The organism is Treponema sp. C6A8 (assembly GCF_000619925.1).
GTDB lineage: Bacteria > Spirochaetota > Spirochaetia > Treponematales > Treponemataceae > Treponema_D.
In genome coordinates this window covers 14,475-28,254 of the sequence record NZ_JHVB01000008.1, presented here as the reverse complement: position 1 = coordinate 28,254, position 13,780 = coordinate 14,475, and the positions used below count along the sequence as shown (strand labels likewise).

At 41.5% G+C, this 13,780-nt stretch carries 15 protein-coding genes; 12 read left to right on the top strand and 3 right to left on the bottom strand.

What is annotated here, in order from left to right; all coding sequences use genetic code 11:
* The 3 genes from T530_RS0107880 to T530_RS0107870 are packed head-to-tail and all read left to right on the top strand — an operon-like array spanning nucleotide 1 to nucleotide 2,350.
* Nucleotides 1-1,401 (top strand): CheR family methyltransferase, encoded by a 1,401-nt coding sequence (locus tag T530_RS0107880; RefSeq protein WP_027728540.1) that lies wholly within the window; start codon nucleotides 1-3, stop codon nucleotides 1,399-1,401.
* Between the two features lie 10 nt (nucleotides 1,402-1,411).
* Nucleotides 1,412-1,894 (top strand): chemotaxis protein CheX, encoded by a 483-nt coding sequence (locus T530_RS0107875; RefSeq protein ID WP_009104626.1) that lies wholly within the window; start codon nucleotides 1,412-1,414, stop codon nucleotides 1,892-1,894.
* A gap of 21 nt (nucleotides 1,895-1,915) precedes the next feature.
* A complete protein-coding gene (locus T530_RS0107870; RefSeq protein ID WP_009104625.1) occupies nucleotides 1,916-2,350 on the top strand; it encodes a response regulator in 435 nt (144 codons plus the stop codon).
* A gap of 62 nt (nucleotides 2,351-2,412) precedes the next feature.
* On the opposite strand, the gene T530_RS0107865 is transcribed toward T530_RS0107870, so the two are convergent.
* Nucleotides 2,413-3,177: a hypothetical protein gene (locus T530_RS0107865; RefSeq protein ID WP_027728539.1), complete on the bottom strand. Its 765-nt coding sequence runs from the start codon at nucleotides 3,175-3,177 to the stop codon at nucleotides 2,413-2,415.
* An 85-nt stretch (nucleotides 3,178-3,262) separates the two neighbouring features.
* On the opposite strand from T530_RS0107865, the gene T530_RS0107860 reads away from it, so the two are divergent.
* The 6 genes from T530_RS0107860 to T530_RS0107835 all read left to right on the top strand — a co-directional run bounded on the left by T530_RS0107860 (nucleotide 3,263) and on the right by T530_RS0107835 (nucleotide 7,723).
* Nucleotides 3,263-3,856, top strand: a complete 594-nt coding sequence (locus T530_RS0107860; protein WP_027728538.1) for a chromate transporter — start codon at nucleotides 3,263-3,265, stop codon at nucleotides 3,854-3,856.
* Nucleotides 3,853-4,440: a chromate transporter gene (locus T530_RS0107855; protein ID WP_027728537.1), complete on the top strand. Its 588-nt coding sequence runs from the start codon at nucleotides 3,853-3,855 to the stop codon at nucleotides 4,438-4,440. The genes T530_RS0107860 and T530_RS0107855 overlap by 4 nt, the downstream gene beginning before the upstream one ends.
* Before the next feature lie 30 nt (nucleotides 4,441-4,470).
* Nucleotides 4,471-5,175, top strand: coding sequence for a purine-nucleoside phosphorylase (gene deoD, locus T530_RS0107850; protein WP_027728536.1), 705 nt, complete (start codon nucleotides 4,471-4,473; stop codon nucleotides 5,173-5,175).
* 24 nt (nucleotides 5,176-5,199) lie between these two features.
* Entirely contained in the window at nucleotides 5,200-6,108 is a 909-nt protein-coding gene (locus T530_RS0107845; protein WP_027728535.1) for a hypothetical protein, read from the top strand.
* A gap of 112 nt (nucleotides 6,109-6,220) precedes the next feature.
* Nucleotides 6,221-7,039 (top strand): type I phosphomannose isomerase catalytic subunit, encoded by an 819-nt coding sequence (locus tag T530_RS0107840; RefSeq protein WP_027728534.1) that lies wholly within the window; start codon nucleotides 6,221-6,223, stop codon nucleotides 7,037-7,039.
* 42 nt (nucleotides 7,040-7,081) lie between these two features.
* Nucleotides 7,082-7,723, top strand: coding sequence for a hypothetical protein (locus tag T530_RS0107835; protein WP_027728533.1), 642 nt, complete (start codon nucleotides 7,082-7,084; stop codon nucleotides 7,721-7,723).
* A gap of 10 nt (nucleotides 7,724-7,733) precedes the next feature.
* On the opposite strand, the gene T530_RS0107830 is transcribed toward T530_RS0107835, so the two are convergent.
* Both T530_RS0107830 and T530_RS0107825 read right to left on the bottom strand, forming a co-directional pair.
* Nucleotides 7,734-9,635 (bottom strand): heavy metal translocating P-type ATPase, encoded by a 1,902-nt coding sequence (locus tag T530_RS0107830; RefSeq protein ID WP_027728532.1) that lies wholly within the window; start codon nucleotides 9,633-9,635, stop codon nucleotides 7,734-7,736.
* 46 nt (nucleotides 9,636-9,681) lie between these two features.
* Entirely contained in the window at nucleotides 9,682-9,900 is a 219-nt protein-coding gene (locus T530_RS0107825; RefSeq protein ID WP_027728531.1) for a cation transporter, read from the bottom strand.
* A gap of 131 nt (nucleotides 9,901-10,031) precedes the next feature.
* Between T530_RS0107825 and T530_RS0107820 the strand changes: the two genes are divergently transcribed.
* The 3 genes from T530_RS0107820 to leuB all read left to right on the top strand — a co-directional run bounded on the left by T530_RS0107820 (nucleotide 10,032) and on the right by leuB (nucleotide 13,717).
* Nucleotides 10,032-10,775: a metalloregulator ArsR/SmtB family transcription factor gene (locus T530_RS0107820; RefSeq protein WP_027728530.1), complete on the top strand. Its 744-nt coding sequence runs from the start codon at nucleotides 10,032-10,034 to the stop codon at nucleotides 10,773-10,775.
* Nucleotides 10,776-10,884: 109 nt separating this feature from the next.
* The gene (gene cimA, locus T530_RS0107815; RefSeq protein WP_027728529.1) at nucleotides 10,885-12,480 is read left to right on the top strand and encodes a citramalate synthase; all 1,596 of its coding nucleotides are present in this window, start codon (nucleotides 10,885-10,887) and stop codon (nucleotides 12,478-12,480) included.
* A gap of 145 nt (nucleotides 12,481-12,625) precedes the next feature.
* Nucleotides 12,626-13,717 (top strand): 3-isopropylmalate dehydrogenase, encoded by a 1,092-nt coding sequence (leuB, locus tag T530_RS0107810; protein WP_027728528.1) that lies wholly within the window; start codon nucleotides 12,626-12,628, stop codon nucleotides 13,715-13,717.
* The last annotated feature ends 63 nt before the right edge of the window (nucleotides 13,718-13,780 follow it).

Genomic DNA, 13,780 nt, shown 5'->3' with positions numbered 1-13,780 from the left:
ATGGAAGCAGAAAATCAGGTAGTTGTTCAGACTCAAGTTGCAGAAAAAGAGAAGGAAGAAGATAAAAATACCGTCATTGACTTTAAGATGGTTACTTTTTCTCTCGCAGATAAAGATTACTCTCTTGATATTATGCATGTAAAGGAAATCGTTAAGGCAGACAGATTTACTTTTGTTCCTAATACGATGGCTTTTGTGCGCGGTGTTTACAATCTTCGTGGTGAAATTATTCCGATTCTGGATTTACGCTTGTTCTTTGGTGTTGAAGTTCAGCCAAAAACCGGTAAAAAACTTGAAAACATCATTATTCTTGCTGTAGATGATCAGAAATTCGGTGTAATTGTAGATAAAATTGATAAGGTTGTCGGCATTCAGAAGAGTTCGATTCAGCCTCCTCACCCTCTTTTTGGTGATATCAATATCAAATATATTGATGGTGTAGTTGAAGCTAATAACAGACTCTACGTTCTTCTGGACATTACACGTATCTTCTCAGGAAAGGATGCCCTGGAAAATGTTCCACGTCCTCATCCGACCTATACACCACCGGAGAGAACTCCGGTAAAGCCTGCTGCAGAAGCTGCCGCTCCGGAAGGTAAAAAAGCTCCTTCAGGACTTGCTGCCAAAGCTGAAAATCTGAAGGCTGCAGAAGCTCCTAAAAGTGATATTGATGATCAGGCTTATAAGTTTGCCGTTGAATCGCTTGCAAATTATAAAAAATTCTACGTTACTTCAGTTAATGAATCCTGGGTTCGTCACCGCTTTACAGAATGGACTAAAGCCGGCAAATCTCAGATTCAGAACGAAGCTGATGCAGAGGAATTCCTTTCTACTTTCTGGTCTACTTGCACCGGCAAGTGGTGGACAAAGGAATTTGCAGATTCTGTAGAAAAAATTCTTCCTGATAATTCTGCCAAGCAGATTATTGTATGGAACCCGGGCTGCGGAAAGGGAACAGAATCATATTCTCTGGCCTGCGTACTTGCCCGCCGTTATCCAAAGAGCAAAATCAGGGTATATGCTCAGGACGTTGACCTTCTTACGGTGTCAAATGCGGCTATGATGAGCATTCCAGCGGAATTAGCTGATGATTGGTATAGTTCTTATTTGACAAAAAAGGCAAATGGGGAATATACTTTTAATCAGGACATAAAAGATAGCATCATGTTTGAATACCATGACTGCAAGAATACGAATGCTCTGCCAATGGTAGATATTGTTTTTGCAAGAGATGTTGTTTCAATGCTTGATGAGGCTTCTCAGAATACTGTTGTTGCAGATTTCCAGGAGAAGATGAAGGGAAACGGTATTGCAATTATTGGAGAAAATGAAGCAATGCCGGCTTCGTTTAATTTTGGTGAAAATACAGTTGGTGCGCTTGTAGCATACAATAAAGATTAAGGAGATAAAAATGCGAGTTGAGTATATTAATCCGTTTGTTGAAACTTCTTTTCGTATTTTGCAGGAAGTTCTTGGTGGTGCAGAAGTAAAGCGGGGCGATTTATATTTGAAATCAACCGCAATGCCTGTTATGGGTGTTGCAGCTTTAGTCGGTCTTGCAGGTGATGTTGAAGGACGTGTTCTTTTCGATATGACAATGGAGACTGCTCTTAATATTGCTTCGGCAATGAACGGAGAAACTCTGGCACAGTTTGACGACCTGGCAAAGGCTACAATCAGTGAGCTTGCAAACCTTATCACTGCACAGGCTGTAACTAAGCTGCATGAGCTGGGATTTAAGTTTGACTTGACTCCACCGGCATTGTTTATCGGACAGAAAATGGAAATTGCAGCTTTGGGTGGAACAACAGACAGTGTTGAAGCTTTAATTGTTCCATTAATTTCTAATTGCGGTAAAATAGAAGTAAACGTTTCTATCAGGGAACGCGCATAAAAAATCAAGAGGAGTTGAATTATGAAAACTACACAAGACTATCCTACAATTAATGAGCGTCCTCCTGAGGGTCGTAAAGATGATGGAACTTCATTCAGAGTCTTGATTGTTGACGACTCTATGTTCGTTGCAAAGCAGCTTGGCCAGATTCTTACAAGTGAAGGCTATGAAGTTGTTGCTACTGCTGGAGACGGTCAGGATGGAGTTAATAAATACAAGGAACTTTGTCCGAATGTTGATTTGGTAACAATGGATATTACTATGCCAAAGATGGATGGTATTACAGCTTTGGAGCAGATTGTTGCTTTTGACAAGAATGCAAAAGTTGTAATGGTAAGTGCTCTTGGTAAAGAGGAACTTGTAAAGAAATCCCTGATGGTTGGCGCTAAGAGCTATATCATCAAACCTTTGGACAGAAAGAAGGTTCTTGAAAGAATCTCTAAAGTATTGTCTTAGTCTTTATTAACTGTATGAAAGCCGGTAGATTTACCGGCTTTTTCTTTTAACAGGTAAGATTCTCACACAATAGAAAATTTATAGCCTTTTGCATTGTGTTCAAGCCTGTAATTAAATTCCGGGTATCTTTTGAAATATGAACGTAGGTTTGAAAGCATTACTTTCAGCGATGCCTGGGTAATGCGATTTTTCTTTTCTGTATAGAGTTCAATCAAATCTACAATTGAAAGCAGGTCGTCTTTGTGGTCAAAGAAAATCTGAAGAAGAATGAAAAGGTTTTCCGGCAAGTTTGTTTCTTTTTGAAATCCATCAATGGTCTTATAATGATTTTTATTATAGGTAAATTTTTCGTATAAAAAATCTGTCGTAAAACTTTCAGGAAAGGGAAGAGGTTTTTGCATCAGATAAATGTAGGGTGAAAACTGTTCTGATTCAACAAAATCTGCGACAAGTTCCAGAACTTCGTTCATTGCCTTTTCTGTGGGAATGTATTTTCCTTCCGGTAAATAATCTTTATTGCAGCAGTTTTTGACTATGTCCGCCCAGACAGAAGCGCGGGCTCCTTTTGCAATACAAGGATCGTTGTAAAAAATTAGGGGCAGATAAAGTTTATCCTTATCAATTTTTTCGTAGGGATTTGTTGTAAGCAGATGATTTTCTGTCATATAATCAATCAGAACAAGGTCAGGCAGGTAGTTTGATTTTAACAGGGTGTTCTGCATGTTCGTATAGTCAGTGAATAAAAGACAGAAATGACCCAGCTTTTCAATTTTATTTGCGAGAAATCTGAAAATATCCGGCTGTGTTGAACATAAATAAACTGTCATAATTTTTAGTATGTGCCAATCTTATAAATAAATCCAGTAAAAAATCTGCCTTTTGAAACTTGCCTTAATCTGCTAAAATAAAGCCATGAAAAAATCACTTTTTCTGGAACTGATTGATTTATATCTGGCCTTTGCAAAAATCGGGACTTTTACGATTGGCGGCGGCCTTGCCATGATGCCTATGCTGCGCCGGGAACTTATTGAAAACCGAGGCTGGATAAGCGAAGAAGAATTAATTGATTATTATGCCGTGGGCCAGAGTACGCCTGGAATTATAGCCGTAAATGTTTCTACTTTTGTAGGTTTTAAGCGGGCAGGAATTATCGGGGGAATTGCGGGAACCCTTGGAATGGTGACTCCTTCCTTTGTGATTATCATGCTTCTAGCAGGATTTATTAATTCTGTGTCAGATTATCCTGCGGCTCAGAAGGCATTAAAAGGAATAAATGTTGCTGTCGCTGCCCTTTTGACCCATGTAGTTTACAGCTTTGCAAAAAAGACAATCAAAACGCCTGTAAATTTTATTTTTATGATGGTGGCCTTCCTTTGCGTTGGAATACTTAAGCTGCCTTCTTACATAATCATCCTGGGAGCGATAGCTATTGCCTGTAGCCTGGTCTTTGTCCGTGCAAGGCAGCTTAAGAAGCATCCTTCAAAAGAAAAAGGGGGAGAAAAATGAGCCTTCTTATGCTTTTCTGCACTTTTTTTTATATCGGGCTCTTTACGATTGGCGGCGGGGTGGTTGCCCTTACTCTTATGCAGCAGACGATTGTTGATAAGGGGCTGATTGATTCTGCGACTTTTTACAATATGGTGGCGATTTCGGAGTCTACGCCGGGCCCCCTTGGAATTAATATGGCAACTTACATCGGCTACAAGCTTTACGGGGTGCCGGGCGGCCTTATTGCGACTGCGGGTGAAGTGCTTCCTTCTTTAATCTGCATTATGATTATTGCGGGTTTTTTGAAAAAGTTCAGTGATAACGTCTATGTAAAGGGAACCCTTGCATTTTTGCGGCCTGTGTCTACCGGTCTTGTGCTTCTGCCATTTTTGCAGATTTTTGTTTTTGCCCTGCTTAATCTGCCGGAAGCCGGGGCTGGCGGCTGGAAAACGGCATTTTCTTCCTTGGAAAGTTTTCTTTCACTTTTTCAGCTGGTAAATCTTGCTGCTTACGCTCTTTTTACCTTTATGTTTTTTAAGTTCAAACTGCATCCGATTTTTATTATTGCGGCGGGCGCAGTATTTGGAATTATATTTTTGTAATTTTTTGCAATATATGATAAAATAAACTTTATGAGTACACATATTAACGCACCAGAAGGTGCAATCGCAGACAGAGTATTATTACCTGGAGATCCTTTAAGAGCTAAATTTATTGCTGAAAACTTTTTAGAGGATGCAAAATGTTATAACGAAGTTCGCGGAATGTATGGATTTACCGGAACTTACAAGGGAAAGAAAGTTTCTGTTCAGGGTACTGGAATGGGACAGCCGTCTCTTTCTATTTATGTAACAGAATTGTTTAAGTTTTATAATGTGCAGAAAGCAATCCGTGTAGGAACTTGCGGTTCAATTCATGAAGATTTGAAACTTCGTGATGTTCTTCTTGCTAACGGTGCCTGCACTGATTCCAGCCTTCAGTCTCAGCGCTTTGGACTTTTGCATTTTGCGCCTGTGCCAAGCTTTAATCTTTTGTACACTGCTTATAATCGTGCAAAGGAAATCGGACTTAAGGCAAAAGTTGCTCCTTGTGTTTCAAGCGACTTCTTCTATGATATCAATGAAAACTGGAAGTTGTGGAAGAAATACGGAGCTGCCGGTATCGAAATGGAATCAGCTGAACTTTATACACTTGCAGCTCAGTATGGCCGTGAGGCTCTTTCTATTCTTACAGTAAGCGACAGTATTCTTGAGGGAACTGCAACTACTGCAGAAGAGCGTCAGACAACCTTTAAGGAAATGATGCTTCTTGCCCTTGATACAATTATTGCAGAATAAATAATCTAAAAAAGAGAAAAAACTATGAAACCAACATTATTAGTATTAGCCGCTGGAATGGGAAGCCGTTACGGCGGAGTAAAACAGATTGACGGTGTAGGTCTCCACGACGAGTGCCTCCTTGACTTTGCAACCTTTGACGCAAAAAAATGCGGATTTGGTAAGGTTGTTTTTATCATCCGTAAGGATATTGAAGCTGACTTCAGAAGCCGTCTTTTTGACCGCATTGCCCGCAATTTTGATGCTGAATATGTTTTCCAGCAGCACGAAAGCCTTTTGACTGAGCAGCAGATTAAGGATTCTACTGGCCGTGAAAAGCCATGGGGAACTGCTCATGCTGTTTTGTGCGCAGAAAAGGCTGTAAAAACTCCTTTTGCTGTTATCAACTCGGACGACTATTATGGTCGCCAGGCATTTGAAGTTTTGGGAAAATATCTGACTGACCTTCCTGCTGATTCAACTGAGCATGCAATTGTAGGTTACATTCTTGGAAATACAATGAGCCGCAATGGTTCTGTTTCACGCGGTGTCTGCACTGTAAAAGACAATAAGCTTGAATCAATCGTAGAAAATCTTAAGATTTACTACGAAGGTGATAAAATCATTAGCGAAATTGACGGCGGAAAGAAGATTATGACTGGAAAAGAATGGGTTAGTATGAACCTCTTCGGCTTCAGTCCTAAGGCTTTTGAAGAATTCCATGTTTACTGGGATGACTTCATGAGCAAGAACTCTAAGGAGCCTAAAAAAGAAGCTCTTCTTCCTGTTGCAACAAGCGATATTATTGCTCACGGAAAGGGAATCGTAAAATTCTTCAGTTCTGAAGAAAACTGGTTTGGTATGACTTATCCGGAAGACCGCCAGCTTGTAAAGGATGAAATCGCTGCTAAGATTAAGAGCGGATATTATCCTGAAAACTTGTGGTGCCAATAATCAAAAATCCGTTAAAAACCGAGCTGCGACAGCGGGTCGGTTTAGGATTATCGAAAGAATGACTCGGGCCAGACTTGTGAGCCCGAGCTTATAATTTTAAAGTGAATTATCTATGTTAAAACTTAATCCAATCAAATCTGATAAAATCTGGGGCTATGAGCTTTGGATTGCTTCTACTCATCCGAACGGATGCCAGGAAGATTTTAAGAAGGCTTGTGGCGGTGACTATCCTCTGCTTGTGAAAGTAATTCAGGCGGATGATACTCTTTCTGTTCAGATTCACCCGGATGACAAATTTGCGGTTGAACTTGAAGGTCAGGGTAACCGGGGAAAAACAGAATGCTGGTATGTTCTTGACGCAGCTCCTGAAGCAAAGCTTGTTTACGGCTTGAAAGAGGGCGTTACAAAAGAAGAACTTCGCGCAGGAATTGAAAACAAGGCTCTTGAACCATATCTGAACTTTGTAAATGTAAAAAAGGGTGATTTTATTTTCATTCCGTCTGGAACTGTTCATGCAATTGGCGGCGGACTCAGACTTATGGAAGTTCAGCAGTCCTGCGATTTGACCTACCGTTTTTATGACTGGGGACGCGGACGTGAAGTTCACGTTGATAAGGCTCTTAAAGTAATCAAGGAAAACAAGGGGGGGGCGGTAGGCGCCTTCCCTGGAACTTTTGAATGCGAATATTTTTCTATTGATGAAATTGATGTAAAAGGCGGCTGGAGCATGTTCTGTTCCCGCGAGCATGAGGAAGCAGTACCTTCCGACTGGCAGCTTTTGTATGTGCTTTCTTCAGAAAAGGCTGTAATACGTAATGGCGGCGATAAAGTTTCAAAGACAATTTCCGCTGAAGAAATTTACGCCATTCAGCCTGGTGAAAAGATTACGATTGAAGGAAAGGCAAAAATCCTTAGAATTAAGGCAAAATAGCCGTGTATTGCAAGAATAATAAATAAACAGTAAATTTTGGATATGCTTTTATTTTTATTGCTTTTGATGCCGCTTTGTCTTACGGCTTATTGTTACAACAAATCAATTAAAGACGTTCTCCCTTGTCTGCTTCTGGGATTTTTTATTTCCCTGCTTTTCTGCGGATTTAAAAGTTTTTTCATGTTTTCCCATACTGTTGTTTATTATTCTGCTTTTAGGACTTTTGCATCAATTTTTGTTTTTCAGATTTTCCTTCCGGTATTAATATTGTATGGTGTTTTCTTTTTTATTTCGCATGATACACTTCTATATAAATCTGGTGCTTTTGTTCCGCTTGTAATGTCATTTTATGCAATTTTCCTGCCATATATGGTAATTAGCGGAACAGAATCGATTTATTCTGGATTTCAGATTTTGATTAAGCCTGTTTTATATGCTGCAATGATTATGCAGGCAGGAGCTTTGCTTTCAAGCCTTTTTAATGCCATGCAGCAGCAGTCAAGAAAACTTTTCATCTTGAATATTGTCCTTGAACTTGCATATCTTGTTTGTCCCGCCATTATCGAAACAATATATCTTTTGAGCTGCAATAACATTATTGTTCTTGTAACGTCTGGCGCTTATGTAATCTTTGTATTCTTCTATCTTATTATTAAAAGAGTTGTTGCAAGAAATAAACAATAAGCGCTCTTTTCTAGCTGATTCTTAATGCTCTGATTGCATTAAGAACGGCAAGAATCATTACTCCTACGTCTGCAAAAATCGCAATCCACATGTTTGCAATTCCCACTGCGCCTAAAATCAGGCAGGCAGCTTTAATTCCGATTGAAAATGTAATGTTCTGACGCACGATTCTAAGGCTGTGCTTGGATATTTTGATTGCCCTGGCAATTTTAAGCGGGTCATCATCCATAATTACAATATCTGCAGCTTCTATGGCGGCGTCGCTTCCGATTGCGCCCATGGCAATTCCTATGTCTGCGCGGGTAATTACAGGAGCGTCGTTTATGCCGTCTCCGGTAAAGGCAAGGCAGCCATTTGGATTTTTGCGTTTTGTTGAATCAATCAGCTCTTCTACTTTAGAAACCTTGTCGCCCGGTAAAAGTTCTGCATAGACTTCATCAATTCCAAGATTTTCTGCTACAAAAGTGGCTGTAGTTTGTTCGTCGCCAGTGAGCATTACAGTTTTATCTATTCCAAGCTCCTTAAGCATAGAAATGGCTGGCTTGGAATTTTTTTTGATTACATCAGAAATTACAATATGACCTGAATAAACACCGTCCAGCGCAATGTGAATAATTGTTCCTGGCTTATGGCATTCTTTGTATTCAATTCCAAATTCTGTCATCAGTTTTTTGTTTCCAACTGCAACTTTTACGCCGTCTACTGTTGCAATAATGCCTTTTCCGCTGATTTCCTGAATGTCTTTTACGCGGTTTCTGTCAATTTCCTTGTTATGGGCATTTTTTAAGCTTGTGCTGATCGGGTGGCTTGAAGCGCATTCTGCAAGGGCTGCATATTCAAGAAGTTTTTCGTCTTCTATTTTTGAGTGATGAATTCCGCTTACTTCAAAAGTGCCGTGAGTCAAAGTTCCGGTTTTGTCAAAAACGACAGTTTTTACCCTTGAAAGTGTCTCCAGATAATTTGAGCCTTTTACTAAGATTCCCTTGCGGCTTGCACCACCGATTCCTGCAAAGAAAGTGAGCGGAATGCTGATTACAAGTGCGCACGGGCAGCTGATTACAAGGAAGGTGAGGGCGCGGTAAAGCCAGAGTGACCAGAGGGCTGGCTGTCCTAAAATAAAGCTTCTGATTAGCGGCGGTAAAAGTGCAAGGGCAAGTGCACTGTAGCATACGAGCGGTGTGTAAACTCTTGCGAACTTTGAAATAAAGGCTTCCGATTTTGATTTTCTTGATGTTGAATTTTCAACAAGTTCAAGGATTTTTGAAACTGTTGATTCTGAAAATTCTTTTGTAGTGCGGATTTTCAGCAGGCCTGTAAGGTTGATGCAGCCGCTGATAACTTCATCATCTTTTGAAACATCTCTAGGAAGACTTTCGCCTGTGAGGGCTGTGGTGTTAAGTGACGATTTGCCTTCTACTACGATTCCGTCCAGCGGAATCTTTTCACCCGGCTGAACAAAAATTTCTGAGCCTGTTTTTACCTGATCCGGCGAAACTCTGATAAGTTTTCCGTCTTCTTCAATATTTGCGTAGTCAGGGCGGATGTCCATCAGATTGGAAATGTTTTTGCGGCTTTTTCCAACGGCGATGTTTTCAAAAAGTTCTCCAACCTGATAAAAAAGCATAACGGCAACGGCTTCTACGTAGTCGCCGCTCTTTGAATAAATTGCGAGCGCAAAAGCACCAAGCGATGCAATTGCCATCAGAAAGTTTTCGTCGAACACCTGACGGTTGAGAATGCCCCGCCCGGCCTTTCTGAGAATGTCACCGCTGATTAAGATATATAAGGCAAAATAAAGGGCAAATTTTACATTAGAAGCAATTTTAAATTCAAAAGGAATAAAATGTAAAATCACAAGTGAAGTAAAGGTTGTGATAATCCGCAAGGTCATTTTCTTCTGTTTCTTTGTCATAATTGCCTCCTTGTGAGAGCCCGCCGGTCAGAGCCAGTCATATTTTTTAGAATTCGATTTCGCAGTCCGGTTCAACCTTGCGGCAAGCCTTAAAAACTGCCTTCATAACTGATTTTTCATCAACGCCGTCTGCAAACTCAACTTCCATTTTCTGAGTCATAAAGTTTACAACGGCATTTTTTACGCCTTCTACCTTTTTTGTAGTTTCTTCCATAAGGTTTGCGCAGTTAGCGCAGTCAACTTCGATTGAATATTTTTTTGTCATATTTCTATCTCCTAATTTAAACATTTGTTTAATCTTTATAAAAAGAATATAATTCAAAGTGTAATTCCGCAAGTTTTTGGCTTACGAAATTTCTTTTTGGAATATTATTATTTCTGTTTGGGAAGGCCATTATGGAAAATCTTATTCACAATCACGACGAATATTTTAAGCTTGATTTTTTGACCTCCGAGCTTTCAAAGGATAAGGAATTTTCTGCGGTTTCTGATATTTTTTCCCTTCTTGCCGATTCACCCCGCCTGAAAATCTTCTGGCTTTTGTGCCACTCAAAAGAATGTGTGCAGAATATTGCCAGCGTAATGAAAATGACCATGCCTGCGGTCAGCCATCACCTGAGGCTTTTAAAAGACAGCGGCCTTATTGAATGTTACCGCGACGGAAAGGAAGTTTTTTATACTGCGGTGGAAAATGAGCGGGGAAAAATCCTTCATGGGATTATCGAAAAACTGATGGTAATAACCTGTCCGGATTTTAAGATTGAGCACGAAGAGATTAATGAAAACTCCGAATATCTTGAAAATCAGGTGGAAACGATAAAGCAGGTGCACGACTTTCTTCTCAGAAATATTTCACGCCGTATTACTATAGAAGATCTTGCCCGCCAGTTTGCCATGAACACCACAACGCTGAAAACCGTTTTTAAGGACGTTTACGGAACTTCAATTGCGGCCCACATCAAAATGCACAGAATGGAAGAAGCGGCCAGACTTTTGCAGAGTTCGGAAATGAGCATTAATGAAGTAGCCCTCCGGGTGGGCTATGAAAGTCAGAGCAAGTTCAGCGCCGTTTTTAAGGAGTTTTATGATATGACACCGGCGGAATACAGACGAAGCCAGGCGTTGCGGGGCGGCGATTGAGCCCCGCAGAAGGGGTAGCGTAAGACAGCTTGCTGGCTGGAGCGTGGGGAAGGCTTTCCCCTCCCTGTGTAGTTGAAAAAATCCACGTTTTTTTTTAGTATGCTGAGTGATGAAAAAAATTGAGATTCTTGATTCGACTTTGCGTGACGGTGCGCAGGGCGAGGGTATTAGTTATTCGGTACAGGATAAAATCCATATCTGTCAGACTTTAGACGAGCTGGGAATCGGCTATATTGAGGCCGGAAATCCTGGAAGTAACCCTAAGGACATGGAATTCTTTCAGGAGATGAAGAAGGTCCAGCTAAAGACTGCAAAACTTTGCGCCTTTGGTTCGACCCGCCGCAAGGATATTAAGTGTGCGGAAGATTCTAACTTGCAGAGCCTGCTTGCTGCGGGAACTGATTACGTTGTAATTTTTGGAAAGACCTGGGATTTTCAGGTTACCGACATTATTAAAACTACGCTCGAAGAAAATCTTAATATGATTCGCGAAACCTGCGAGTTCCTGCGCGAAAATGGACGCACTGTTTTTTACGATGCCGAGCATTTCTTTACGGCTTACCAGCAGTGTCACGACTACGCCTTTAAGACTTTGCAGGCGGCCGTTGACGGTGGTGCGGAAGTTCTCTGCCTTTGCGAAACCAAGGGCGGCTTTATGATTGACGAACTTCGCGAGGCTGTAAAAGACGTTGTAAAAACTTTTGGAAACAAGGTAAAAATCGGTATTCACACTCATAATGATTCGGGACTTGCCGTTGCAAACAGCCTTGTTGCCGTAACTGAAGGCGCTGTCCATGTTCAGGGCGTTCTGCTTGGTTTTGGTGAACGTACCGGTAACGCAAACCTTTCTACTATTATTCCGGATTTGCAGCTTAAGATGGGATATGAATGTATCCCGGAAGAAAATATCAAAAATCTTACTTCGATTTGTAAGCGGGTAAGTGAAATTACAAACGTCAGCCTGAATTCCCAGCTTCCTTATGTTGGAGCAAGCGCTTTTGCCCACAAAGCCGGTATGCACATCGACGCAGTCCTTAAAAATCCGTCTGCCTACGAGCATATTTCACCGGATACTGTTGGTAACAGCCGCGTATTCCTTATGAGCGAGGTTGCGGGTCGCAGTACAATTATCGAAAAGATTCAGAAATTTGCGCCTCACGTGCAGAAATCTGACCCTATTGTAAAAGACATTATCGCAAAAATGAAAGATCTGGAAATGAACGGCTACCAGTTTGAAGGCGCTGACGGCAGCTTTGAACTTATGGTTCGTAAAATGCTGGCTCAGTATCAGCCATTCTTTAAGCTGCACTATTACCAGACAAACGGTTCAAACCCAAGACCGGAAGAAGGCGTTGCATCCTGCGCTCAGATTAAGGTTGAAGTTGACGGACAGATTGAAATTACCGCCGGCGAGGGCGACGGTCCTGTAAACGCTCTGGATATTGCCCTGCGAAAGGCTCTGGAACGCTTCTATCCTGCAGTTAGTCGCATTCGCCTTGTGGACTTTAAGGTTCGCGTTCTGGACGGAAAATCTGCAACCGCTTCTAAGGTTCGCGTAATCATCGAAAGTACCGACGGAGAGGCCAGCTGGACTACCGTTGGTGTTAGCGGCGACTTGATTGAAGCCTGCTGGATTGCCCTGAGTGATTCATTCGAGTTTAAGCTGATCCGCGATATTGAAAAGAGATACAAGAGATTGAATTAGAAATAATTAAGGCGGGATTTATTCCCGCTTTTTTATTTAACCTGTAAGGATTGACTTAATTTAATTTCTTAAGTATAACTAAAGAGAATTAAATATTATTAAACTTTGACGTGCCCGGAGCATGCGAAGTTTGGGAGTGTACTTAATGGAAAAGACTATTGCCCTTATTCCTGGTGACGGAATCGGTCCTGATGTTGTTGCTGAGGCTGTAAACGTTCTTAACGCTATTGCAAAAAAATATAATCATACCTGGATTTATAAGGATGTAATTGCCGGCGGCCGCGCTATTGATATGTTCAAGAATCCGCTTCCAAAGGATCAGCTGGATATCTGTCTGCGCGCTGACTCAGTTCTGCTTGGTGCTGTTGGCGGTCCAAAATGGGATAACGTTGATCCTTCTATCCGCCCTGAAAAGGCCCTGCTTGGACTTCGCGGCGGCATGAAAGTTTATGCAAACCTCCGTCCTGCTGTTATGTTCCCTCAGCTCAAGGCTGCCTGCCCTCTTAAAGACGAAATCGTTGGCGATGGCCTTGATATCCTGATTGTTCGTGAACTTACTGGTGGTATTTACTTTGGTGACCGCGGATTTGCTTCTGACGGTCGTTCTGCTTACGATACAGAAAAATATTCATGGGAAGAAATTGAGCGCATTGTCCGCATCGGTTTTGAAGCTGCAAAAGGCCGCCGCAAGATTTTGACAGTTGTTGATAAGGCTAACATTTTGAACACAAGCCGCCTCTGGAGAACTGTTGCAGAAAGCGTAAAACCTGAATACCCTGATGTTGAACTCAACTACCTTTACATCGACAATGCCGCTATGCAGCTTGTTCGCAATCCTAAACAGTTTGACGTCATTGCAACTTCAAATATGTTCGGTGATATTCTTTCTGATGAAGCTTCTCAGATTACTGGTTCTATTGGTATGCTGGCTTCTGCTTCTTTGGGTAACGGAAAGGGACCTGGACTTTACGAGCCAATTCACGGTTCCGCTCCTGATATTGCAGGCAAGAACCTGGCTAACCCTCTTGCAACAATCCTTTCTGCAGCTATGATGCTGCGCTACGACTTCAAGCTTGAAGACGAAGCAAAATCAATTGAAAACGCTGTTCAGGAAGTTTTGAACGAAGGTTACCGAACTGGCGACATTGCCGGTGCTGACCGCGACGCAGTTAAAGCTGCCGGAAAGCTTGTCGGCACAAAAGAAATGGGCAAACTTGTTGTTGAGCATTTGAAATAATGAGGGAAAGCGACCGGTCAAATAGTTTCTTTGCCACAACCAGCGTGTAGCGCGATATCGCGC